This window comes from Clostridium sp. (genome assembly GCF_050717535.1).
Lineage (GTDB): Bacteria > Bacillota > Clostridia > Clostridiales > Clostridiaceae > Clostridium_AD.
The window spans coordinates 1-24,777 of record NZ_JBOITM010000013.1; the positions used below are offsets into that span (position 1 = coordinate 1).

General features: G+C 30.4%; 19 protein-coding genes and 1 other RNA gene. 7 read left to right on the forward strand and 13 right to left on the reverse strand.

Going from position 1 to position 24,777, the window contains the following annotated elements; genetic code table 11:
• Positions 1–319: 319 nt before the first annotated feature.
• From ACREVU_RS02850 to ACREVU_RS02860, 3 genes are all read left to right on the forward strand, one after another.
• Positions 320–1,513, forward strand: a complete 1,194-nt coding sequence (locus ACREVU_RS02850) for a pyridoxal phosphate-dependent aminotransferase (RefSeq protein WP_431550114.1) — start codon at positions 320–322, stop codon at positions 1,511–1,513.
• Between the two features lie 341 nt (positions 1,514–1,854).
• Positions 1,855–2,220 (forward strand): DUF5658 family protein, encoded by a 366-nt coding sequence (locus tag ACREVU_RS02855; RefSeq protein WP_431550115.1) that lies wholly within the window; start codon positions 1,855–1,857, stop codon positions 2,218–2,220.
• A gap of 84 nt (positions 2,221–2,304) precedes the next feature.
• A complete protein-coding gene (locus ACREVU_RS02860) occupies positions 2,305–3,417 on the forward strand; it encodes a DUF362 domain-containing protein (protein ID WP_431550116.1) in 1,113 nt (370 codons plus the stop codon).
• Positions 3,418–3,485: 68 nt separating this feature from the next.
• Here the strand turns inward: ACREVU_RS02860 and truA are convergent, their stop codons facing one another.
• Entirely contained in the window at positions 3,486–4,226 is a 741-nt protein-coding gene (gene truA / locus ACREVU_RS02865) for a tRNA pseudouridine(38-40) synthase TruA (RefSeq protein ID WP_431550117.1), read from the reverse strand.
• Between the two features lie 289 nt (positions 4,227–4,515).
• Here truA and ACREVU_RS02870 point away from each other — a divergent pair, with 289 nt between their 5' ends.
• The gene (locus ACREVU_RS02870) at positions 4,516–4,782 is read left to right on the forward strand and encodes a SemiSWEET transporter (RefSeq protein ID WP_431550118.1); all 267 of its coding nucleotides are present in this window, start codon (positions 4,516–4,518) and stop codon (positions 4,780–4,782) included.
• Between the two features lie 65 nt (positions 4,783–4,847).
• Here ACREVU_RS02870 and ACREVU_RS02875 read toward each other — a convergent pair whose 3' ends face one another.
• The 7 genes from ACREVU_RS02875 to ACREVU_RS02905 form a co-directional block, all read right to left on the reverse strand.
• The gene (locus tag ACREVU_RS02875) at positions 4,848–6,212 is read right to left on the reverse strand and encodes a vWA domain-containing protein (protein ID WP_431550119.1); all 1,365 of its coding nucleotides are present in this window, start codon (positions 6,210–6,212) and stop codon (positions 4,848–4,850) included.
• 8 nt (positions 6,213–6,220) lie between these two features.
• Positions 6,221–7,339 carry an ATP-binding protein gene (locus tag ACREVU_RS02880; RefSeq protein ID WP_431550120.1) on the reverse strand — a complete coding sequence of 373 codons (1,119 nt, stop codon included), beginning with the start codon at positions 7,337–7,339 and terminating at the stop codon, positions 6,221–6,223.
• A 13-nt stretch (positions 7,340–7,352) separates the two neighbouring features.
• A complete protein-coding gene (locus tag ACREVU_RS02885; RefSeq protein ID WP_431550121.1) occupies positions 7,353–8,156 on the reverse strand; it encodes a hypothetical protein in 804 nt (267 codons plus the stop codon).
• Between the two features lie 328 nt (positions 8,157–8,484).
• A non-coding RNA gene (gene ssrS, locus ACREVU_RS02890) (6S RNA) lies at positions 8,485–8,673 on the reverse strand.
• 160 nt (positions 8,674–8,833) lie between these two features.
• On the reverse strand, positions 8,834–10,189 hold the full coding sequence (locus ACREVU_RS02895) for an L-cysteine desulfidase family protein (RefSeq protein ID WP_431550122.1): 1,356 nt from the start codon (positions 10,187–10,189) through the stop codon (positions 8,834–8,836).
• A gap of 268 nt (positions 10,190–10,457) precedes the next feature.
• Complete coding sequence (locus tag ACREVU_RS02900) at positions 10,458–12,245, reverse strand: sigma-54-dependent Fis family transcriptional regulator (protein ID WP_431550123.1); 1,788 nt, start codon at positions 12,243–12,245, stop codon at positions 10,458–10,460.
• 182 nt (positions 12,246–12,427) lie between these two features.
• The gene (locus tag ACREVU_RS02905; RefSeq protein WP_431550124.1) at positions 12,428–13,636 is read right to left on the reverse strand and encodes a dicarboxylate/amino acid:cation symporter; all 1,209 of its coding nucleotides are present in this window, start codon (positions 13,634–13,636) and stop codon (positions 12,428–12,430) included.
• A gap of 371 nt (positions 13,637–14,007) precedes the next feature.
• Here ACREVU_RS02905 and ACREVU_RS02910 point away from each other — a divergent pair, with 371 nt between their 5' ends.
• The 3 genes from ACREVU_RS02910 (at position 14,008) to ACREVU_RS02920 (ending at position 16,151) form a co-directional block, all read left to right on the forward strand.
• Positions 14,008–14,712: a DUF421 domain-containing protein gene (locus tag ACREVU_RS02910; RefSeq protein WP_431550141.1), complete on the forward strand. Its 705-nt coding sequence runs from the start codon at positions 14,008–14,010 to the stop codon at positions 14,710–14,712.
• Positions 14,713–14,733: 21 nt separating this feature from the next.
• Positions 14,734–15,099: a DUF4363 family protein gene (locus tag ACREVU_RS02915; RefSeq protein ID WP_431550125.1), complete on the forward strand. Its 366-nt coding sequence runs from the start codon at positions 14,734–14,736 to the stop codon at positions 15,097–15,099.
• A gap of 137 nt (positions 15,100–15,236) precedes the next feature.
• A complete protein-coding gene (locus tag ACREVU_RS02920) occupies positions 15,237–16,151 on the forward strand; it encodes a transposase (RefSeq protein ID WP_431550126.1) in 915 nt (304 codons plus the stop codon).
• 368 nt (positions 16,152–16,519) lie between these two features.
• Here ACREVU_RS02920 and ACREVU_RS02925 read toward each other — a convergent pair whose 3' ends face one another.
• The 5 genes from ACREVU_RS02925 to ACREVU_RS02945 all read right to left on the reverse strand — a co-directional run bounded on the left by ACREVU_RS02925 (position 16,520) and on the right by ACREVU_RS02945 (position 24,266).
• On the reverse strand, positions 16,520–18,679 hold the full coding sequence (locus ACREVU_RS02925; RefSeq protein WP_431550142.1) for a HelD family protein: 2,160 nt from the start codon (positions 18,677–18,679) through the stop codon (positions 16,520–16,522).
• 129 nt (positions 18,680–18,808) lie between these two features.
• Positions 18,809–19,897 carry a dipeptide epimerase gene (locus ACREVU_RS02930; RefSeq protein ID WP_431550127.1) on the reverse strand — a complete coding sequence of 363 codons (1,089 nt, stop codon included), beginning with the start codon at positions 19,895–19,897 and terminating at the stop codon, positions 18,809–18,811.
• Positions 19,898–20,201: 304 nt separating this feature from the next.
• Positions 20,202–21,593: a dipeptidase PepV gene (pepV, locus tag ACREVU_RS02935; protein WP_431550128.1), complete on the reverse strand. Its 1,392-nt coding sequence runs from the start codon at positions 21,591–21,593 to the stop codon at positions 20,202–20,204.
• A gap of 189 nt (positions 21,594–21,782) precedes the next feature.
• The gene (locus ACREVU_RS02940; protein ID WP_431550129.1) at positions 21,783–22,136 is read right to left on the reverse strand and encodes a PqqD family protein; all 354 of its coding nucleotides are present in this window, start codon (positions 22,134–22,136) and stop codon (positions 21,783–21,785) included.
• Between the two features lie 210 nt (positions 22,137–22,346).
• A complete protein-coding gene (locus tag ACREVU_RS02945; protein ID WP_431550130.1) occupies positions 22,347–24,266 on the reverse strand; it encodes an OPT/YSL family transporter in 1,920 nt (639 codons plus the stop codon).
• Between the last annotated feature and the right edge of the window lie 511 nt (positions 24,267–24,777).

The following is a 24,777-nucleotide window of genomic DNA, read 5'->3' on the forward strand; positions in this document are numbered from 1 at the left end:
TGATGTTTATGTATTTGTTGTTACTTACATTATATCATTTTTAAGAGGATTTTTATACTTATTAATGCTTTTAAACGTTTATATATCAAGGTTTTATGCGAGTTTTACTTGTGCGAAGTTTGAGTCATATACTTATTTCATAAGTATAATATTATTAATACAAAAAATCAACTGATTTAGTCGCTTTTTTATAATTATTCACCTAATTCATCCTTTAAGTTACATCTTGTATGTAAACGTTTGAAACTGTGGTATTATTAAAGATAGAACTAGATTAAATTTTAACCATATGACAAAAATGAAAAAGGGGACTTTTAAAATGATATCTAACAAGATGAAAGATTTGGTAGCTAATAGTTCTATAATAAGAGCTATGTTTGAGGAAGGCAAAAGATTATCTGGTATTTATGGTGAAGAAAATGTTTTTGACTACAGCATAGGTAATCCAAGTGTTGCACCACCTGATATTATTAAAACTGAAATCAATAAAATATTAAACGAAACTGCTCCTAAACTTGTACATGGTTATATGAATAATTCTGGATATGAAGATGTTAGATCCAAAATAGCTGAATTTATAAACAAGAAACATGATGTAAATATTTCACTGGATAACATAGTTATGACCTGTGGAGCAGCTGGTGGCTTAAATATAATACTCAAAACATTACTTAACCCAGAGGATGAAGTTATCGTTTTTGCACCATTTTTTGGTGAATACAGAAACTATGTAAATAATTTTGATGGTAAACTTGTAGTTGTTTCTACGGATATGGATACCTTTGAACCTGATATGCAGGTATTAAAAAATTCAATAAATAGCAAAACAAAGGCAATTATTATAAATTCTCCAAACAATCCCACAGGTATTATTTATTCTGAAAAGGTTATACAAGATTTAGCAAAATTACTCTGCGAAAAACAAGATGAACTAGGTACAAGCATATATCTAATATCTGATGAGCCTTATAGAGAAATAGTTTACGATAATGCACTTGTTCCATATATTATAAAATACTATAAAAATTCATTTATTGGATATTCATATAGTAAATCATTATCACTACCTGGTGAAAGAATAGGGTATGTAGTTTCAAATTCAAATATGGATTCCTTTGACGAAATAATGAAATCATTAAATGTTGCCAACAGGATTTTGGGCTTTGTAAATGCACCATCACTTTTCCAGAGGGTTATTGCAAACTGCCTGGATGCGGAAGTCGATGTAAGTATCTATAAGCGTAACAGGGATATTTTATACAATCATCTTATAAAAATAGGGTTTAAATGTGTAAAACCAAAAGGCGCATTTTATTTATTTATTAAAACACCAATAGCAGATGATAAAAAATTCTGCCAAGATGCAAAAGAATTTAAACTATTATTAGTACCAGGATCAGCATTTGGATGTCCGGGCCATGCACGATTATCTTACTGCATCGCTTATGATAAAATACAGAATTCTCTACCAGCTTTTGATAAACTAGCTAAATTATATAAAATCAGACAATAAAAAAAATTTTCATTTAACCTTTAATTACTATTTAAACAATAAAAATGCTCATATTTTATAATGAGCATTTTTTTGTTACTTAGCACTTTTTTCTTATCCATTATGTCACTTCTTTCTGCAATGCATATTATCTCACAGGATAAAAAACACTCATGCATTAAATCATTGACTTGTTAAATATTATTAACCCTTTCTTAACGATCACCTTCAAGATGATGTATATTTATTGTTTATATGCAAATACTAGGCACATATGCACATAAAAATAAACATTCATAGCATATAATATTATATTCTTGCTTTTGCTAGGATATAATACGCTTTCAATGGAGGTGTCTACATTGATTCTTTTTATAAAAACCTACACATTTGAAAATGTAAAATACAAGCTTTTAATCTTATACCTGTTGAATGTGACAGACATATTATTTACTACTTTACTTGTTTCTACAGGTTTATTTATGGAGGCAAACTTCTTGATGGCAAATGCAGTTCAAAGTTTATCTGCTAGTTTTATATTGAAAATTGTGCTACCTGCAGTGCTATTATTATATATATACATCAGAATGAAAAAGGCAAATGAAACTCAATTAAAACAATCTAACATTATTATTAATATTATTTCTGGAATTTATATTATAATAAATATTTCTCATTTGATATGGCTTTTACTATTGGCAATTTTTACAATAAATCATATGCAATAAAAATACCTAACTATATTGCCATAATATGCTATAATTATAGTATTACAAAAAATAAATTAGATATAAATTATAGGAGGCACGCAAATGAACAAATCAAAGGTATATTTTACAAACTTAAGAACAAGACCGGGCTGTAATCTATTAGATAAGCTTCAAAAACTTGTGGTAGAGGCTGGTATTAAAAACATCGATTTTAAAGATAAATTTGTAGCTGTAAAAATTCATTTTGGAGAACCAGGAAATCTTTCCTACATAAGACCAAACTATGCTGCCAGTGTTGTTAAACTTATTAAAGAACTTGGTGGTAAGCCTTTTCTTACAGATTCAAACACCTTATATTCTGGAAGAAGACATAATGCTATAGACCATATTGAAGCTGCTATGGAAAATGGTTTTAATCCTATTTCTGTTGGTTGTAACTTAATAATAGCAGATGGACTCAAGGGTGGAGATTATAGAGAAATTCCCATCAACCAAAAGCATTGCAAAACTGCTAAAATAGGTTCAGCCATTGCTGATTCAGACATAATTATTTCTATGACTCACTTTAAAGGTCATGAAATGACCGGATTTGGTGGAACACTCAAGAACTTAGGCATGGGCTGCGGTTCTGTTGGAGGCAAACTTGAAATGCATTCTGCCTCTAAGCCTTTTATGAAAAAAAAGAACTGTGTAAGTTGTGGAATGTGCATTAAGAATTGCCTACATGAAGCAATTTCCTTTGATGAAAATAAAAAAGCAACCATAGATTATGATAAATGCATTGGTTGTGGCCAATGTGTTGCAGTATGTCGTTTTGACTCAGCAACAATAAAATGGAATGAATCTGCTGATAGTGCTAATGAAAAAATTGCAGAATATACTTATGCCGTTATTAAAGACAAACCAAATTTTCATATTAGCTTTATAATGAACGTTTCCCCTAATTGTGATTGTTCACCAGAAAACGATGTAGCAATTGTTCCAGATATAGGTATGGCTGCTTCCTTTGACCCAGTAGCCTTAGATAAAGCCTGTGTTGATATGGTTAACAATGCAACTGCATTAACTTCAACAGAGCTCTCTGATAGACATTATCATGAAGGACAAGATAAATTTTCTCATGTACATCCAGATACAAATTGGAAAGTCGGATTAGACCACGCAAAAGCTATTGGCATCGGAACTGACGAATATGAGCTAGTAGTAGTTAAATAGACAATACACTAACTAAATAATTAAAATATAAAAATAAGAAAGTGATTGAATTCACTTTCTTGTTTTTATTAATATTCAACATTTCTAAGTGATAGCCCTTTTGATTTAGCCATTAAAGTATATTTTGACTCTGTTTTTTCAGTTAATAGTGTTTCTATGTCTTCTACCTCAAGCTTACCTTCGCCTATATCTAAAAGACTGGCTATAATAATCCTTACCATATTCCATAAGAAATCATCAGCATTAATCTCCATCTCAACCATTCCATTTTTATCTGTTATATTTATATAATTAATAGTTTTAGTAGTGGATTTATTATTGTTATCTGTTACAGTAGCAAACCCTTGAAAATCATGACATCCAACTAAAATTTCAGCTGCAATTCTCATTTTTTCTAAATTTAAATTAGCCTCACTGTGATACACATATTTTCTATTAAATACATTTCTAAACTCATTAATATTAATCTTATACACATAAGTAATTGACTTTATGTTAAATCCAGCATGAAACCTTTCGCTTGCTTCCACCATAGATTTCACTGTTATATCATCTGGTAAAAATTCATAAAGATACTCCAAAATCGTTTCATCACTTAAATCAGAATTAATGTGAAAGTTTGCCGTATAATTTTCAGCATGTACCCCGACATCAGTTCGCGCACAACCTTCAACCTCTATATCTTCACCTACCATTTTAGATAATACACTTTGAATTTTACCTTGCACCGTTAAGTCATTATCCTGTTGTTTTTGCCAACCTTTATATCTACTTCCATCATATGCTAATATAATCTTTAAATTTCTCATATATATCCGCCTTTAACTTATTTGATTATTCATGATTTAATTTTACCCCATGAACACTTTAATTATATCTTTTCTTTTAAAATAAAGCTAGGAATTTTATAAATCCCAGTTTCATATATTTACCTTCATATGCCTATGCGTAATTGCTATAAACAATGGGATAATCTTATCGCCTATGAGATTTAGAATATTCAAATTGATAACTTTAATGCAATAATCCAACAAAAATGGCTTTAGAACTGTTATACTGAAATTGCAAATAATTTTTTATATTTTTGGGGGGAAAACAATGATTACAACAATTGGGTTTATAGCCGCAGCTTTTACAACACTTTCTTTTTTACCACAAGCAATTAAAGTAATAAAAACTAAAAATACTTCAGGAATTTCCTTTAGCATGTACCTTATGTTTACCATAGGAGTTTTCTTATGGCTTGTATACGGCATTGCTACCAAACAAGCATCTGTATCAATAGCCAATGCTATAACACTTATATTTGCATTAATAATTTTGAAACATACTTTTGATGATTTAAAGAAAGCTAAAAAAGCTTAAAGTATAATAAGGCATAAAACCATTTTCCTAAAAGGATGTCGGTTTTATGCCCAATTTTATTTTTATTAGATTATCGGTTCATGATTATTTCCAGAAAAACCATCTACCATTACATCTAGTCTGTCCTCAGTGTCCTGTTTTATTTCTACAGGTTTTAATCTTCTTACTGTGCCAATTGGCTGCCTTAATGAAAGTTTATCTCCACGTCCTGATATAACCCACAAGGTTTTATAACCTTTTGGTGTTACACCTAGGTCTACTTCACCTTTACCATCTGTAAAATATATTAATATATTTGTATCCGTATTATTTACATAATCAAAAACCGGTGTAAACTTTGTACCTCCCCCTGCAATGGAACGCTTACGTACACTATTTATGGATTTTACCTTGTATACTTGTCTTATTTCTGTATCACATTCGATTAATGTTATTTCATGTTTATAAGTTTTTACAATATTAAAAACTTCTTTTATTGCTCCATGAAATTCCTCATCACTTATGCTACCACTTATATCTATAGCCAAGGTAATTCTAGCTGTATGCCCTCTAAGTTGTCCTCTTAAATCTAGTCTATTAGGTTGACGTCTACTTCTTCTTGTAATGGTCTTTTTTGTGTCACCTTCCAGTGTTCCCATCATTTTTTTAAGATACATATTCCATGGAATTTCACCTTTCTTACCTGAAAGTCCTTTAAGCATGCCCTCCAAATAAAGAGGAACTGCACCCTTATCTGATAGTTTCACAAATTTTTCTGTAAAGTTTTTAAGTGTATCCTCATCCATTTCTGTAGATTCTTCCCACATATCATGAGTTTTAGAAGCATCATATTCTTTTTCTATGTGAGAGTCCTTAGAATCATCTTGCTCACTATCATCTTTTTCCTCTAATAAATTTAGAGCCATTTGAATTTTATCAGTATAATATTCCATGGCCATATAAGGTTCCATTTTTAAACTATACTTAAAATTTATACTATCTAAAGTTGTAGCAAAATGAGGAAGATCCTTTAAATGCTGATTCACCACTATATCCATTGCCAAATTAATAGCCAAAGTACTATATTCTACCTTAAGCACTCTCGCACGGTTTAAATGAAAAGATAGTATGTGATAAATTTCGTGTTTAATAGTACTTTTCATTTGATCCCCTGTAAGATTCAAAAAAATATAAGGATTAAAGTAAATTACATATTTAGATAGTTTGAAATTCACAGCTGTAGGTGAACTTATATCATATTTTATCTCTCTAGACATTTGAAGAAGAAAATAGCCATAAAAGTTTTCATTATCTTCTATAAGCATAAAATTAACCATGGTAACAAGTTTCAAAAAATCTTCATTAAAATTCCTTGGCATATCATCATTAATTTTCACATTAGAAATCTCATCATAAAGTGAGCTTTTAAGGCTTTCAAATATTTTTCCCATACTATCACCTAGCCTTTTATTTCATTATAAGCCTTAAAATACATTTCAATGAAAGCTTCATTTTCCAAACATAATTTATAAACCCCAGTATAACTCTCTTTAATATCCTGCATAATTCCTATACCTAAATCCACAGGATAAATTTTCAAAAATTCTACAAATCTCTTTATATCAATATTCAAAATTTCTTTTTTATTTAAGGTATGTAAAATATTCTTAGCAATCAAATATAATCTGGTATGACTTTCACTTTTTACTCTTGCTATTACCTCTTGTGATAACTCTGAATGTGAAAACACCTCTTCATAAGAAATTAATGGTTCATTATTCTCCTGCGCAAAAGCCATAAATTCATGAGCAATTCTATCCCCTAAATTTCCTTTTATAATATTTAAAAGTATTCTTTTAGGAATTTTATTTTTATCTTTTTTATATATTTTATAGGTTTTAGATACTCTCTCAAAACTCCTAGGAGTCGCTCTTATTTGCTCATCCTTTAGTGTGCTCTGTAAGTATTCTGGGAAGGTAGATATAAACTCTATAACCTTTTGCTCCAAATTATTTTCTATAGCCCAGGAAAGCCAAGCTTTTGAATCACTTTCCATATCAAGCCAAACAAATCTATTTTCTTGTGCTGAATCCATATCAACCACTTGGTAATCAACATCATCACCGTATTTACCGGAAGGATTCATCGCAGCTAAAATTTTCACTTTATCATCAAGTTTATAACCATTTATATCTCTATTCAGTATAAGATTCATAAGCTCTTGTTGCACAGTATGCTCACAACGATTTATTTCATCAATAAATAAAAAAACTTCTTTACCATCCCTTATCAAATTATCTATTTCCTGTAGCTTTGTATGAATAGCATAAACAGTACTTTTTTTACTAATAACCATACCTGTAGCATCCACAAAATTATAGTCCTCAACTGTTGGGAGACCACCTATTTCCCCTTCTTTTAAAAGGTTACCATCTATAACAACTAAGCTCCAGCCTCTTTTTTTTGCAAGTTCTTTAGCCAAGGCAGTTTTCCCTATTCCACTTTCTCCTACAACTATTGGCACTTCATTCGTTTCTATAACAAGTTCTACACTTTGCAAAGTATCCTTGAAATTCATAATTTATCTCCTCTTACATCAGCTTCAGTTTTTCATCAACTGCTATTTTTTTACATCGTTTACTACCATATTTATAAATAAAAATGGTTTTATCCATTGATATATTCCCATATTTTTCGTTTATGCTTTCACAATTTATAAAATCACGTACATATTTCTCAGTGACATCCTCTTTAGATAATACTTCTTTAAAGGCAACCTCTATAGCATCTATTGACAGATCATTAATAAAATATTTCATTACTAGGGCATTGTGCTTTAAAAATATTATTTTTTTATTTTCATCTATGTCTGAAATAAACTTAATAGCACCTTCATTTTCAGTAATAGCCAATATTTCTGAACTTAATGTTGCATTATCTATATATCTTAAGGCATCATATTTTTTTTCTATAGCTAAAAATTGTATTTTTTCAATTGGATTATCTATATACTTTATTGAATCATAATCTTTTTCTATGGCTAATTTCTGTAATATAGCGCTGGGATTTTTAGCATATTTTATAGCATAACCCTTTTGCGCAATACCAACCTTTATCAATTCCTCTGTAGGATTTTCAATAAACTCTAGTGCATTCCAAACTTTCGATACAACATACTTCTTCATATCGTAAGTTGGGCTATCTATAAATTCAATGGCCATGGCATTGTTTTTTACTGCCATATCCTGCATTTCTTTTGTAGGATTTTTTATATACCTTATCATTATTCCATCTTTTTTTATAGCCCTAAACTTCATTTCATCACTTGGATTTTCAATGTTTTTTATAATAACTGGATTACTATCTATCATTTGAAGAATTTTATCTTCTTTCATAAAATCACACCTCTATATTGGACATTTTAAAAAAATAGTTAATCATATGGCTATCTTTTGAAAACACCTTATTAATTTAAACCAATTCTAATTATACCATAAAAAAGCAATCACAAATAATTATTATCCGTTCCCAACAAATTAAATTAAATTAGTTTATTTAGTTCAATTAGTTGTTAACCTTCCCCCTCCAATTGCCCACTTAATTAAGTATAAGTTAAATTGAGTTTAATTATTAACTAATACTTATTTTTAATTATTTTTATAAATAAAAAAAAGAGATATTTCTATCTCTTTCATAAACGAACCAAAATTTTAAAATTTAAATTTATAATCCAAGGTACCGTTGCCCTAATTTTTACACCTATCTTTATGATAGGTGGGTGTCCTCAGAGGTGTTTAGCAGTCCTTGCCACTTAAACATTGGACTTATAGGTCTAATATGCACCTAGATCTTGAACTCCCGTATAAATATTGTAGGTTGAAAATAAGAGCTTCACGAATATCCCAGAAATATAGATTTATATAAAAATTTGAATACGTTTAATAACCACTTATTGATTTCATTATATCAGAATTAAAATAAAATTCAATAGTAAATTATGTTTTTCATAAATTTTTTTTTTATAAAATCGGGAATATAATAATTACTACCTCATTATTTATTAAAATGGAATTTATGCAATAACACCTTTTTTCTTCAAATATGTTTTTGGATTTTCCTTTGTTATCATACTTTTATGCTTTGTTTGCATTTTCCTCATAGTTTCTAATATTACAGTATCAGCAACACTCATACCCTCTGAAGATAAAACTCCTAAATTCATAATTGTTTCTTCTGCTGTTTCTGCAACAATACCGTTTCTTGCTGGTACAATACAATTATTGATAGCCAAGATTGCAGATTGTACTGCAACTGATGCAGAGGTTGAAAGCTTTAATGCACAACCTAACTTAGCACCATCACATATCATACCGCTAGTGTTTGCAATAGTATTAACTATAACTCCATCTATTTGATCATAACTTGCACCCATAAGCCATGCTATAGCTACACCTGAACCAGTACCAGCAGCAACACCACAAGCACAAAGTGATGATAACCTACCTATATAATATTTAACATAGCTGTTAACAATGTGACTTATAGCAACTGCTTTAGCAAGTTTTTCATCTGTCACATTAAATTTATTCTTATATGCTACTATAGGCAAAATTGCTGTAAGACCGTTGTTTCCACTTCCATTACTACTCATAACAGATAAATTTATTCCTGACATTCTTGCATCACTGGCACCTGCCGTTAATAGCATTGCAGAAACCATTAAGTCCTCTGAAAGAAACCCTTGCTCTACACTTTTCTTAAGACCAAATCCAACTCCCATGCCCATTTTGCTCTCCAAACCAACCTTGGCTATAGCCTCATTCATTAACACTCCATCTAACATAAAAGCAATATCTTCATGGGGAATTTTCTCAATTTCGCTTATAATTTCTCTTATCTTCATGCTATATAAAATGTTTTTCCCCGTATTACTTGTTTTATCCTCTTTTGTTAAATCTACAAGAATTTTTCCCAGGCTTTCAATATAAACAAATCTATCATGCTTACCACTTATAATTACACTGCAACTGCCCTTATCTGTCACAAGATTTACCTCTACATAAATTTTTTCTTCAGTATCTTTAATATCCAAGGATAATTTTCCACTATGCAAAAGTTCTTTAGCAAGCATAACTTGTCTTTCATTAATTCCTTCTAATACATTTAACTTATTTTCACTTTTTCCACCAATAAAACCAAGTGCTGCTGCAATATAAAGCCCAACTTCCTTAGTATTGGGTATGCCCACTGACAATCCATTTTTATATATGTTAGCGCTTACAAAAATTTCTGCGCTTTCTATATAATTATAAGTCATTAATTCTTTAGCCTTCGCACATGCAAGTGCAACCGCTACTGGCTCTGTACATCCCATGGCCGGAACCACTTCTTCCTTCAATGTCTGAACTATAAGATTTCTTAATTTCATAAAATCACTCCCTCAGTAAATTTTGTTAATCTATTATAAATAAAACAAGCTATGCTAATAATTAGCTATTTTTTGAAGATACCTACCATACCATCTCATTATATAATCAAATATTTGAAAATATATGTAGTTATTCTGAATATCTTTTATATATCTACTATTTTATAGAGCAATAATCATGCCAATAAAATCAAAAGAATAATAGCCATACAGATACTTGTTTTCTCAAAATGATAGAAAACAAGAAAAAACAGTATCAAAATGATATTTAATTCTCATTTTGATACTGTTTGATTTGATATTCTTTAATTTTTCGATATAATGTTGCTCTACTTAATTCCAGAGCCTCAGCTGCCTTTGTAATTGCTTGTTTACTGTGCCCAAAGTGTTCCAGTGCCTTTTGTATTTCTTTTTTTTCTAATTCTTTAATAGGTACAATGCCTATTGCTTCATGACTAATTGCCATATTTTCTGAAACCTTAAGCCTCTTTGGCAAGTCAATGCATCTTATAACAGAACTACCACACATATTTACTGCATATTCTATAGTATTTTCAAGTTCACGTACATTGCCCGGCCATTGATAATTCATAAAAACTTCTAGGACATCATCCTCTATTTTGTTTATATGCTTTTCTAGCTTAATATTGCACTTATCCAAAAGATAATCCATAAGAACTACTATATCTTCTTTTCTATCTCTAAGTGGAGGTATATTAAGCGGAATTACATTTAATCTATAAAACAAATCCTGTCTAAACTCTCCTTCTAGAACTTTTTTTTCTAAATCTTTATTAGTAGCTGCAATAATCCTTACATCTATAGGAATAGCTTCTTTTCCACCAATCTTCTCAATAGTGTATTCCTGTGCTACCCTTAAAAGTTTAGTTTGAAGATGAATTGGCATATCTCCAATTTCATCCAAAAATATTGTTCCCTTATTAGCTAATTCAAATTTTCCTGCCTTACCGCCTCTCCTTGCTCCTGTAAATGCGCCATCTTCATATCCAAAAAACTCACTTTCTAGAAGTTGCTCTGGAATAGCAGCACAGTTTATGGCAATAAAAGGTCTCTTCGCTCTATTACTATTAAAGTGAACAGCCCTTGCAAATAGTTCTTTTCCCGTTCCACTCTCTCCCTGAATAAGTACTGTTGAAATGGATTTTGATGCTTTTTTTGCTTCTTCTTTTACCTGTTCTAAGCAATAGCTACTGCCTATAATACTATCAAAAGAAGTAACCATAGTACCTGTAGTCATGTTATTTACTGTTTTTAGCAAATCTGAAATATTACTAAATGCACATACTATTCCAAAGCTTTTGTCCCCAATACTAATGGGTTTTGCGTCAAAAACCCCTCTAAAATGATGATTACTACTCTTATACGTAAATTCTTTGTTACTTATGTTTTTATGCTTTTCAATAAGAACATCAAAATTAAAGCTACCAATAAGATTTTTTATATTAGTATTTAAAATTTGGTTTCCATTAAGATTAAATAGATCTAATGCTTTGGTGTTATAATGAAGTATATTTCCTACATGATCCGCTGCTATAATCCCTTTATCTACAGAATCAAGTACTATCTCAAGTTCACTTGCCAAAAGCTTTATTTGTTCTGTATTTTCTTCTTCTAATAGCTTTGATGATATCAAATCTGCCATTCTATTCAAGAAATTCATAAGGTTTTCTTTATTACTTATAATAGCATCCCGTTGTACTTCTTCAAAGGCAATAAGCCCAATAACTCCAACAGTTTCATTGCCTACATGAATTGGGCAACAAACCTCAGCAAATTCTTTGCAATTTTTTACATTCTCACACTGTAAACAGGCAACATGTTTTCTAGGATTTTCAATAATAAAGCTTTCTCCCTGTGTTAGTGCAAATCCAAAAACAGATTTTTCATTCACTTTTTCGGAAATACAATCTCTATACCTTCCGGTACCTGCTATCCTACTGTAATTATTGTCTACAACGGTCACATCTACTCCTATAACACTTGATATTGCTTCAGAAATTTTCTGAACATTTGCAACAATTTTCATCAAATCCATGTTTATCATCCTTTTGTTTTTTACATATACTTAGATTATTATATCATATTTATAGATTAATTTTTGTAAAAAAGTTGGGGACGGTTAACAACTATTTAAACTATTAGCTTAAAATTTGATTATCATCTCGAAATATACTGTACTTATCTTGATTGATTATTTATTAATATGATTTAAAATGCTTATGCTGCCTTAACAGACTTAGCTACTTTACTTTTTTTAGAATTTCCATCTTTATCAAAGAAAATCCCTCTGAGCATAAGCGCAAGTGCACCGTCCCCAGTTATATTACAAGCTGTTCCAAAGCTATCTTGAATTGCAAATATCGCAATAAGTAGTCCCACTCCATCATTATTAAATCCTAACACACTAATTACAATGGCAAGGGATGCCATTACTGTTCCACCTGGAACTCCAGGAGCACCTACTGCAAATATTCCAAATAAAAGTGAAAAAATTAAAATTGTTCCAAGTGCAGGAAGATGACCATATAACATTTGAGAAATTGCCATACAAAAGAACGTTTCTGTAAGAACAGATCCACACAGATGTGTTGTTGCACCTAAAGGTATGGCAAAATTAACAACTTGTTTTGGCAATACTTTCGATTTGTGTGCACATTCTAAAGCCACCGGCAGTGTTGCAGCACTAGACATAGTACCCATTGCAGTAAGATATGCAGGTCCATAATGTTTAACAACTTCCCATGGATTTTTCTTTGATAGTCCACCAGCAATCAAATAAAGAACTGTAAGCCAAATTAAATGGCCTATAATTACTATCCCAACTATTTTGATAAATACAGGAAGTTGCTTTGTAATAGTTCCTGTGTACGCAAGTCCAGCAAAAGTAGTTGCGATAAAGAACGGAAGAATTGGTATTACAACTTTTGTCACAATAGAAAGTATCATACTTTGAATTTCAGTTAATAATTTATCCATAGTTTCTGATTTTGTCCATACTACTGCAAGTCCAACTAAGATAGCCAACACTAAAGCTGTCATTACTGGCATAACTGGAGGTATATCTAATGCAAAAGTTGGTTTAGGCATCACTTTTAAAACATTTGCCTTGTTGGATATGTGCAAGAAAGGAATAATTGTATACCCTGCCATTGCTGAAAAAATTGATGCACCAACTGCAGATAAATAAGATAATCCTAGAAACGTACCTAGCATCTTACTAGCATTGTCTTTTAACCCCGCTATAGCTGGAGTAACAAACCCAAATATAACTAACGGAACAATAAAGAAAATTAATGAACCTAGTAATGTTTTAATTGTACCTATTATAGCCATTACACTTTGATTAACTACTAATCCTAAAATAATTCCAACAAATATTCCTATTGCTAGTTTAGGAATTAGACCCCATTTTTTTTTAGTTTTCATAAAAATTTCCTCCTAGTTTTTTATTTTTACATTACATATCTAAAATCCGTGTAAACGTTATGTATTTTCCATAGAATTACTCTAATACATATTACAGCAATATATATGCCAATAAAATTATGCCAATAATACACATCTTAATGTAGTTCTTTCTCAAAATGATAAAAATTATGGAATATAAGTGTCAAAATGAGAATTAGTTCTCATTTCGACACTGTTTCCATTTAATTGGCAATCTGCAAGTTACTTGGCTAATTTACGACTTATATTTTATTATTATACACCAATAACTAGTAGTGGTTATTGGTAAAACCTTAAAATTAATACAAATGATAAAATTGGGAATAATATTATTGAAAGAAGGTGTTCCTATGAACGAGGGTCTAATAGTACTAGTAAGAGGAATAATCGGATTTTTTACTTTATTGATATTTACCCGTATTCTTGGCAAGCAGCAAGTTAGTCAACTTACTTTTTTTGATTATGTAGTTGGTATCACTATAGGATCCACAGCCTCCACTCTAACAACAGATTTAACTAGTAGCGCATGGCCACATTGGGTAGGATTAATTACTTGGACTTCCTTATGTCTTATTTTACAATTCATAACTCTTAAATCAAAGACTGCTGAAAAATACTTAGATGGGCAACCTACAATTGTTATTTCAAACGGAAAAATACTTGAAAAATCCATGAAAAAGTTTCGTTACACCATAGGTGACCTTTTATCACAGTTAAGAGATAAAGGTATTTTTGACTTAGACCAAGTCGCTTATGCAGTACTCGAAAAAGATGGTCAATTATCCATCCTAAAAAAGCCTGAGTATGATCCAGTTACCCCAAAAGACTTAAAAATTAAAACTGCCACCGCTAGCATTGATACTGAAGTGATTTATGATGGTTCTATTTTACAGGAAAACTTAGATATCATTAATAGGAGTGAAAAGTGGCTACTGACAAAATTAAAAAACCAAGGTATTAACGATGCTTCTCAAGTGTTCTTAGCTACCTATAATGCAACAAGTGGCTTACATATAGATCTCTATGAAGATGGTATAGAAGAAAATAATAAATAAAATACAAAGGAGTTGCTTATTTTGAAAAAATTTATATCATACGCTATTCCAATAGTTACTTTAACAGCCTTTGTATTATTAATGCTAGGAGGTAATTATTTAAAAAAGCCTCATAATTCTTCAGAGGATGTAATTGCCTTTGTGGATATATCTATAGTTCACGCAAAATCCGAAAAATGGGATATGCTTCAGAAAGATATCACTAATATTGATTTTGCATGGAAAAAAATTATGCCTCGCATTCAATTTAGTGTTGAACGAGATGAGATATACAATATAAGTTTAAATATAGCTCGGCTTCGAGGCTCCATAGAAAGTGAAGATAAATCTAGTACAGTAATAGAATTAAATGAAATCATTGAAAATTGGGATGAGCTAACACGGTAATGATAATTTTATTTTAAAAGTTGGGAAAAGTCGGGGACGGTTAACAACTATTTTAACTATTGGCTTATGAAATTGATTATCATCTCAAAATATGGGCAAAAATTTAAAGATAAATTTATGAAAAGAGGTAGTTTTTTATGGCAAGAATGGCAAGATTAAAATCAGCTTACGCAATATTTCATATTATGTGTAAAAGTATCAGTGAGGTAAATTTATTTAGGGATGATGCGGATAAAGAAATGTATTTATCCCTTGTAAAAAAGTACAAAAATCTCTTTAACGTTAAAATTTATGGGTACTGTCTTATGGATAACCATTCGCATCTATTAATTGATGCTAATGGTGCAGATATATCCAAAGTCATGCATGGAATAAATTCTTCTTATGCAATGTATTTTAACAAAAAGTATAAAAGAGAAGGCCCTCTTTTTAAAGATAGATTCAAAAGCAAAATAGTTGATAGTGATAGATACTTGAGGACTGTATCATTATATATACATAATAATCCTACTGATATAGGTGAATTTAGAAATTCTCCTGAAAGATATGCATTTTCTAGTTTAGGCATATATATTGGGAAAAGAAGAGACCATTATAAATTAGTTGACTACGGATTTGTCATGGGCTTTTTTGGTAATGACATTGCCATAGCAAGGAAAAATTACTACAGCCATGTTTTTGGATGCACAGATGAAAAATTAAAAGAAGAATTTGAATTTCAAGATAAAAAAACAGAATATAGAAGTGGAAAGAAACTTATAGTAAGAAATTTCACTTCAGAAGATGTACTTGAATTTATAGCCTCAAAGATGAATATATCAAAGTTTCATCTTTATATGAAGTACAGTAGAAAGTTTGTAGTCGCAAGATCATTGACAGTTGTACTAATGAGAAGTCTCTGTAATTTCAAATTTAGCGATATATCCAGTGTTCTTGGAAACATTACACAGTCTAGATTATCAGCTTTAAGTAACATTGGAATTGAGTTAATTATATCTGACAAAAGATACGAGAATATTATTGGGGAATTTATTGAATTTTATGGTCAATAATAATTTGTTTCAATAAAATTTTAAAAATGACATGGCCATTTTTTTAATATTATTTAATTTATTGGACAAGCATTCAATCTTTATTTGTTTATTCCAAAAAAACAACAAAATAAGTTATAAATATAATTTTTAACTATAAAAAGGTACAAGCTTTCATAGAAAACTTATACCAAATTAAAAATAACTAGTTGTTACCCGTCCCTTTTGTGCCTTTTGATGCTTTTCAAGCTTTAATCTTTCGTCTTTTCTAAACAAAAATGAAACTAAATGTTAACCGTCCCCATTAATTTCCCTAATGATTACCCAAAATTAAAGGTGATAGTTGTTACCCGTCCCCTTTCACTGCCTAACTCTTTTTTCTGTCCAATTTAAATCAAACTTTTCTTAACAACATGAAGCTCATGTAATGCTCTTGTTGCCATAACATACCTAAGCTTATCCTCTTGCTTATAGTGAGTCTGCTTACTATCTGTTGCAATATTAGGCTGATCTAGCACCATAATAACCGCATCAAACTCAAGACCCTTAGCAAAGTATGATGGAATCACTACCACTCCACTATGATAAACTGCAGTTTCTTTATTTAAAATTTTAACATTAGCAATATCATTAATTAATTTGTAGATTTTTTCTGTTTCGTTTATGTCTTTGCAGATAATTGCAATATTTTCATAATTTTTAATTTTAAAATCTGCAATTTTTTGTACCATATAACTTTTTAGTTGATCAAGATTATCAATTAATTGTTCCGTTACTGTTTCACCATTTCTTACTATTGGAACAATAGGCTCTGTACTCAAATATTTATTAGCATACTGCATAATTTCTACTGTAGATCTATAACTTGTATTTAGTTTAAACTCCTGAACATTACATTGTGGAAGTATATTTTTCAAATCGTGCATAGGGAGTATGCCTTCATATGGAATAATTCTTTGATTACTGTCTCCAACTATAGTAAAGGATGAACACCTTGTTAATTCCTTAATTACCAGGAATTGAAGAAGATTATAATCTTGTGCTTCATCTATCACTACATGTTTTATTTCCTCAGACATTTTTATTCCTTCAAGCTTAATTTTAAAATATAGTATGCCACCTAAATCATTTTCTGTTAATGTCTTATACCCATTGATTTTATTGTATAGATCAACGCAATTTCCATTTTCAAGCCAGGTAAGATTTCTTTTTACCTTTATAACTTCTTTAATAACTTCTCGTATATTAAGCTTCCTATTAAATTCTAAATCATTTACTTTAAAGCTCTTCTCTTCCTCAGATAAGGCAGCTACAGTTTTTTCATATTCCTTTTGTATAAATCTAACTTTTTCATCTCTAGCATCTCTTATCTTAGAATAAATAATTCTTTTGATTTTCTTGCTTCTTCTAAATAATGGCATAGTTTTATAATAATTATAAAACATTTCGATTATGTCTTCCTTGGATAGAATTAAACCATTCATAAACATTAAATCTTCTATTTTAAAGTAATCTGCATCCAATTTTTCAACCGCTTTATCTAGAAAGTCTTTATATTGCAAAGAATTCTTATACCTAATATCTTCTGTAAACTCCTGTTCTCCACTAAGAACCTTTTCCATATATTCTTTTAGACTCATTACTTCATCCATCTCTAAAAAATCAAAAGCAAAGTCTCTAAAGGTTGTTTGTTTGACTCCTGATTCTCCAAGGCTTGGGAGTACAGTAGATATGTATTCCATAAATACATTGTTAGGACCCAATATTAAAACCTTATCTTGAAGTATTTTCCTGTAATTATAAAGTAAATATGCTACCCTATGAAGAGCTATAGTAGTTTTTCCACTGCCTGCAACTCCATCTACTACTATTGTTTTAGTTCTTGGTTGTCTTATTAAATCGTCTTGTTCCTTTTGTATGGTCATTATTATATCTTTCAATTTTTCCGAAGCATTACTGCTAAGCACCATTTGAAGTATCTCATCTTTTATATCTAGCGCTGAGTCAAACATACCCATAAGTTTTTCTTTTTTTATAATATATTGTCTCTTTGCTAAAATATTTACCTGTATATTTTCTTTAGGTGCCTCATAAAAAGCTTCTCCTAAAGTTCCGGTATAAAATAAGGATGCTATTGGAGCCCTCCAATCTACTATTAATGGCTCATAAGTATTGTCCGGAGTAACTCCAAATCTTCCAATATACATTTTATTAATACCTAGGTCTTCTTCTGAAAAATCAATTCTTCCAAAATAAGGAGAACTTTTAAGTTGAGTCAATTCCTTAAGCCTTCTATCAATAGTTCTGAAAGCTTCTTCCTTTACATATATCTCATGATCAAAATATTCTATTACCATATCCTCATCATCTCTATAGTCTTCAATTACCTTTTTCCTATAATCTAAAATATATTTAGTGATTTCCTTTCTTTTTTCAATATATTTCAAAATTTCTTCACTGATTATTTCAATATCAACCTTCAGTTTTTCTTGTTCTATATTGAACTCTAGCTGCTTTTTTAACTCTACTTGTAATAGATTAGCATCCATATCATATTCATTATTATTCAAAACTATTACCCCATTTACATCACTATATTTTTTAATACACTTTATCTTTAAATAAACACCAAGATAGTAGCCTAGTCTTGTGTATTTTCATTATCTATATTCTTATATTTATAAAATCTCTTGCCATCCAATAATATCTGAAATACCAAGGCCTGGGGAATCATTAATACTTATTGTATTGCCTACCACAGATGCCCCACCAATTATTGAATCTTTCTCAAATAACAACATAGTATCTAGGTCCGCTTTAATTAAATTAGATTTTGATGCTGCAAAACTAGCTGCTGCTGTTATACCCATTTTACTTTCTAACATGCATCCCATCATGCATCTTATACCCATGTTTTCTGCCATATTATACATTTTTATTGCATTATTTATTCCACCGCATTTCATAAGCTTTATGCTTATAAGATCTGCCGCTCTTCTTTCAATTATCTTAAAGACATCTGTTGGTCCAAACACCGCTTCATCTGCAAGAATTTTTGTATCAACATTGTCTGTAACATATTTTAAACCATCTATATCCCATGCATTAACCGGTTGCTCAACGAACTCAATGTCTAGTCCCATATCTTCAAATTTTCTAATAATACTTACAGCTTGTTTAGGTCTCCAACCTTGGTTAGCATCCACCCTTATCTTTATTCCCCGCCTTACTGCTTTCCTCACTGCTTTTACTCTCTCTATATCAAGGCTTGGATCATTACCAATTTTCACTTTTAAGCAAAGATAACCAGCCATTATAGCCTCTAAGGATTTTTCTACCATATTTTCCACAGAATCATTTGCTATTGTAAGATCTGTAGTCAATGAAGTTTTATACCCACCCAAAAATTTATAAAGCGGAATTCCATATTTCTTGCAAAGTAAATCGTATATAGCAATATCAATAGCAGCCTTCGCACTATTATTTGCATGAATAGAATTATGAATTACTTTCATAATTTCTTCAAGATTATCAATGTCTAGTCCTAAAATTTCAGGCTTAATATAATTTATTGCGCCAATAATTGAATTTTGTGTTTCACCAGTTATAGAAGGTGTTGGTGCCGCACTACCAAATCCGATTTCCCCCGTATCAGTAATCATTTTTATAACTATTTCATCAGAATAAGTAAGGAATCTCTTCCCTACTCTGTATGGTTGTATTAAAGGAGTATTAATTTTCCCCATTTTAATCTCTTTAATTTTCATAATTATCCCTCGCTAAATATTTAATATTTTTTTATGGTGTTTAACTTATTCACAAAATAATCTATGAATAAGTAATAGTATAATATTCAATTATACATCTATATTTGTTTTAATTCTATTGCTTTTATATAAATTAATTATAATTTGCTTTTTTACTGTCTTTTAAATGTTTTTTAAAATTTAATCCTTTGAAAATACTTAGGCCTATATCTTATTTTATAAGATATAGGCCTAAGAGTTATTCAATCTTAACTAAAATATTTCACTTATGAAATAAGATAAATATCTAGAAGTTATTTATTTCTTATTTTGCTAATTCATATAATGCATGAGCATATATTTTAGCATTTTTAATTAAATTATCAATTGTAATATACTCATTCTTTTTATGAATAGTATCTGGTTCTCCTGCAAACATTGGTCCAAATGCCACAGTATTAGGCATTTCTTTAGCATAAGTTCCTCCACCTATAGATAATAATTTAGCTTCTTCTCCAGTTTGCTCAGTGTAAACTTTTTGAAGTGCTTTAATAATTGGGCTGTCTGGTGAAAAGTATAATGGTGCCTTATGCTCAAATTTCTCTACTATTATTCCAGTACCTTCTATTTTACTATTAAATGGATTCATCATATCTTCTAGTTTATTTGTTACAGGATATCTTAAATTTAAAGTTATTGTAACTGAATTTTCATCCATATTTACAACTCCAACATTAAACGACATTTTTCCTGAAGTCTCATCTTCAAGGCAAACACCAAAAGATTCTCCGTGTGTTTCTAAACCTATATTTTTATTTAAGAATTCTATAAGTTTTGACACATCATTTGTTCCAAAATCTACAGTTCCAAGGAAAGCGAATAATTGCATTATAGCATTCACTCCAAGTTCTGGTGTACTTCCATGAGCTGCTTCTCCTACAGATTTAATTACTACAATACCATCTTTAACTTCTGCTGAAAGCTTATAATTCTTAGTTTTTGCAAAAGCATCTAACGCATTAATAATATTTTTTGCGTCTTTAGCCACAATACCTGCTTCACAATAGTCAGGTACTATATTAGATACTTGGCCACCCTTAACATATTTTATATAGTTTTCGCTCTGATTTTTATTTTTAAAATCTTTTACAATATTGAAAGTAGTTATACCTTTTTCGCCATTAATTATTGGATACTCTGCATCTGGTGTAAAACCAGCAACTGGTGCTTTTTCTCTTTCTAAATAATAGTCAAGCTCCTTGCTTCCTGTTTCTTCATTAGTTCCAAATAAAACTCTAATTCTTTTAGAAACTGGTAGTTTTGCATCTTTAATTGCTTTTAATCCATAAAGTGTTGCCATTATTGGTCCTTTATCATCTGTAGTTCCACGTCCATACATTTTTCCATCATGAATTTCTGCAGCATAAGGTGGGTACATCCAACCTTCTCCTTCAGGAACTACATCTAAGTGACCTAAGGCCAAAACATAATCTTCACCTTGTCCATATTCTGCATATCCAACATAACCATCTAAGTTAACTGTATGAAAGCCTAAATTTTTTGCAGTATTTAAAGCACATTCTAATGTTTTAGCTACACCCTCACCAAAAGGCATTCCTGGTTTTGGTTCACTTTCTATACTCTTGATTCTTATAACCTCTTGAGTAGACTTAACAATATCCTCTTTCATAGCGTCAATTAATTTATTTAATTCCATATTAGTTTCCCTCCATTTATGTTCTACATCAGTAGCTTAGCCCACATAATGTGGTTTAAGGCATAATGCGATTTATTGTATTAAAGTAGATTAATTTAATTAAATAGCTTAATCTACTAAATTAGCATAGTATGTTAAATCAGTTTTGGCCGGTACAATATCAACTTACATCATAATAACTATATATATTTACTTTTCAAAAGTAATCCATCCCATTCGAGATAAATACCTTACAAACATAATTAATCTGTCTATAGTATTTTGCTCTGTATCATGAAATTTTTCCATCATAGCTAAAGCTATGTCATATACAGTGTTTGTGCCATCAGACATTTGCCAAACCATAGACCCCATTTCATCAAGCTCTAAGTCAGTAACCTTTGGTTTTTTTATGAGCCATTTCATGAATTTTTCTACTGGCTTGTTATGATGAAAAAACAGCTTTACTTTCTCATCGTTTGCTTCCCATTCTTCAATCTTTCTTAGCGGCTTATAAAGCATAAAATTCTCCGCTATTTTTTCTTTGTTTTTTTTATTAAACATATATTTCTCCTACAAAGCAGATAAGAGCCTTTAAAGGCTCTTATCTTATATTTTTCCTTTATTATTTCTTAAATCCCATAATTTAAACCTTGCTTAATTATAACACTAAATCGTTGTTTTATCTACCTTTGTAGCAAAGAGATAAATTTCGCACAATGTATTAGACTAAAGATGGCAACTACAATGCAGCGCCATCTTTATATTAGTTAGTTATTTTTCAGCATCTTTTATTTTACTTTTCATTATAGGAATTATAGTAGCTATTACTAAAACTATTAATATTATAAATGCCATTCCATTAGAAGCACTAAATCCACTTGGTCCATTTCCTTTTAAAACTCCTGTTACTTGAAGTACTATACCTACAAGTCCGAGTATTGAACCACCAGCAACAAGTCCAGAAGATAGACTTATACCATTAGCAATTTTAACTTCTTTTTCTATTTGAGTTTTACAAGTTTTTTCTATAAATACACGAACTAATGCTCCTATTAAAATTATAGAAGTTGTAGCTATTGGTAAATAGAATCCTATAGCAACTGTCATTACAGGTAATTTTAATATGAATAACACAACTCCCATAACAACCCCAACAATTATCATAACCCAAGGTAATTCACCTGACATTATACCTTTAGTTAATGTTGCCATTAAGTTAGCTTGAGGTAATGCAAACTGAACCTTATCTCCACTCATGGCAAGTTTGGTTGAAAGTAATAATATAGTACCAGTAACTACTACAACTCCAACTATACCAGCTATAGCAAAGTATTTTTGCATTTCGTTTTTGTCTCCACCTAGTATGTAAGAAACTTTTTGTGATTGAGCGTAACCTCCGCCCACAGCTATAGCCGTAACAATAAATGTTCCAAATAAAAGTAACGATTTATTGTTTTCAGGATTTTTCCATCCCATTACAACGAATAACAATGTTACAAGAACTAAAGAAGCTATAGTCATACCAGATACAGGAAGATTTGAACATCCTATAGTACCAGTTAAACGACCAGCAACTATAACAAATAGTAGCGCTAAGAATATTGATAAAATAGAAGCTGTGATTGCCATTACTATGTTGCCACCAGATATCACAAAGCCTCCAATAAATGTTACTACAACGCCACCAACTAATATTAGGTTTCCAACAGATGAACTGCCAGTACCATTAGACTTAGCATTCATAGTTTCTTTTATAGAAGTTATTATAGTAGGTATAAGCTTTATAGCACCTATTAAACCACCTGAAAGCATCATACCAGCACCAATATATTTCACATAACTACCAGCTATATGTTTAACTTCCATAGCACCTATACCAACACTTGGATTATTCCATACAGTTGCACCGTCTTTTCCAAGATTTGCAAAATAACCTATTAATGGCATAATACCGAAATTAGATAATATAGAACCAGCAAACATAGTTAAAGAAACCTCTATACCAACTATAAATCCTATACCTAATAATAGAGGACTAACTTCAACTTCAAGTTTCCATTTGTAGAAAGATTCATTTACATAGCTTATAACATTGTTTGCTACATTCAAAAACGAACCAGTTACAACCGTTATAATACCACCTATTCCAAACCCAATCCCCATGAATTTCATTGCGTCTCCAGCACCTTCTGAAGCAACAAGTGTTTCAGCTATAGCCATTGACTCTGGGTACATTAATTTACCGTGTTCTTCAATCATTAAGTAATTGTGAACAAGAGCAGCAACTCCTATACCGAATAAAACTCCAGCTATTCCAACAACAAAACCTTCTAAGAAACTAACTTTAGAACCTATTAAAAGAATTGCAGGTAAAACGAATATCATACCACTTGCAACAGATTCTCCACCACTTGACATACCCTGTATTAAGTTTTTGGCTAATATACCTTTCTGCTTAGCAAATATAGCAATAAACGCTGAACCTATTATAGAACCAGGTATACCAGCAGCAACTGTAAGCCCTGATTTCATACCTGAATAGGCAGTTGATGCTGCAAATAATGCAGCTAAAAAAATACCAATTATTAATACGGCAATGTTTCCTCCAGAATTAGAACCACTGGAAACGTAAGGCACATAGTCTTTACCACTTACTCCACCATATGCACCTTTTGACAATTTATTATCCATGATATATCCTCCCTTTGATTTTAAATGTTATTCATTTTAAATGTTATTCATTTATAAGTGTTATTCATTTATAAGTGTTATTCATTTTAAATGTTAATCATTTGTTAATATTATTTATGATAACATATGTTTTAGAAATACCTAAATATCAAAATACGTCGTTTTTTACGAAATATTCATATTGTAATGATTTTTCACCATATTACGTACATAATGCACTGTTTTACGTCATTTTGCGCTATATTTTTAGTGTTTAATTGCTATTTTTGAAGTTATACAGCTCACATTGTTAATTGTTTTAAAATTCTGTTAATATATATATATATTCTGATTAATAAATTCCTAAATGATACTGAGAATATTTTTCCAATTTTCATAGTAGCTATTAAGGCAATGCTATTCTTCACTGTTATATTCTTACCTTTACATTCCTTTAGCTAAGATACTACTAAAATTATTTATGAAAATATGCCATATATGCAAATATAAATATTTTCAAAAAATGAAAATA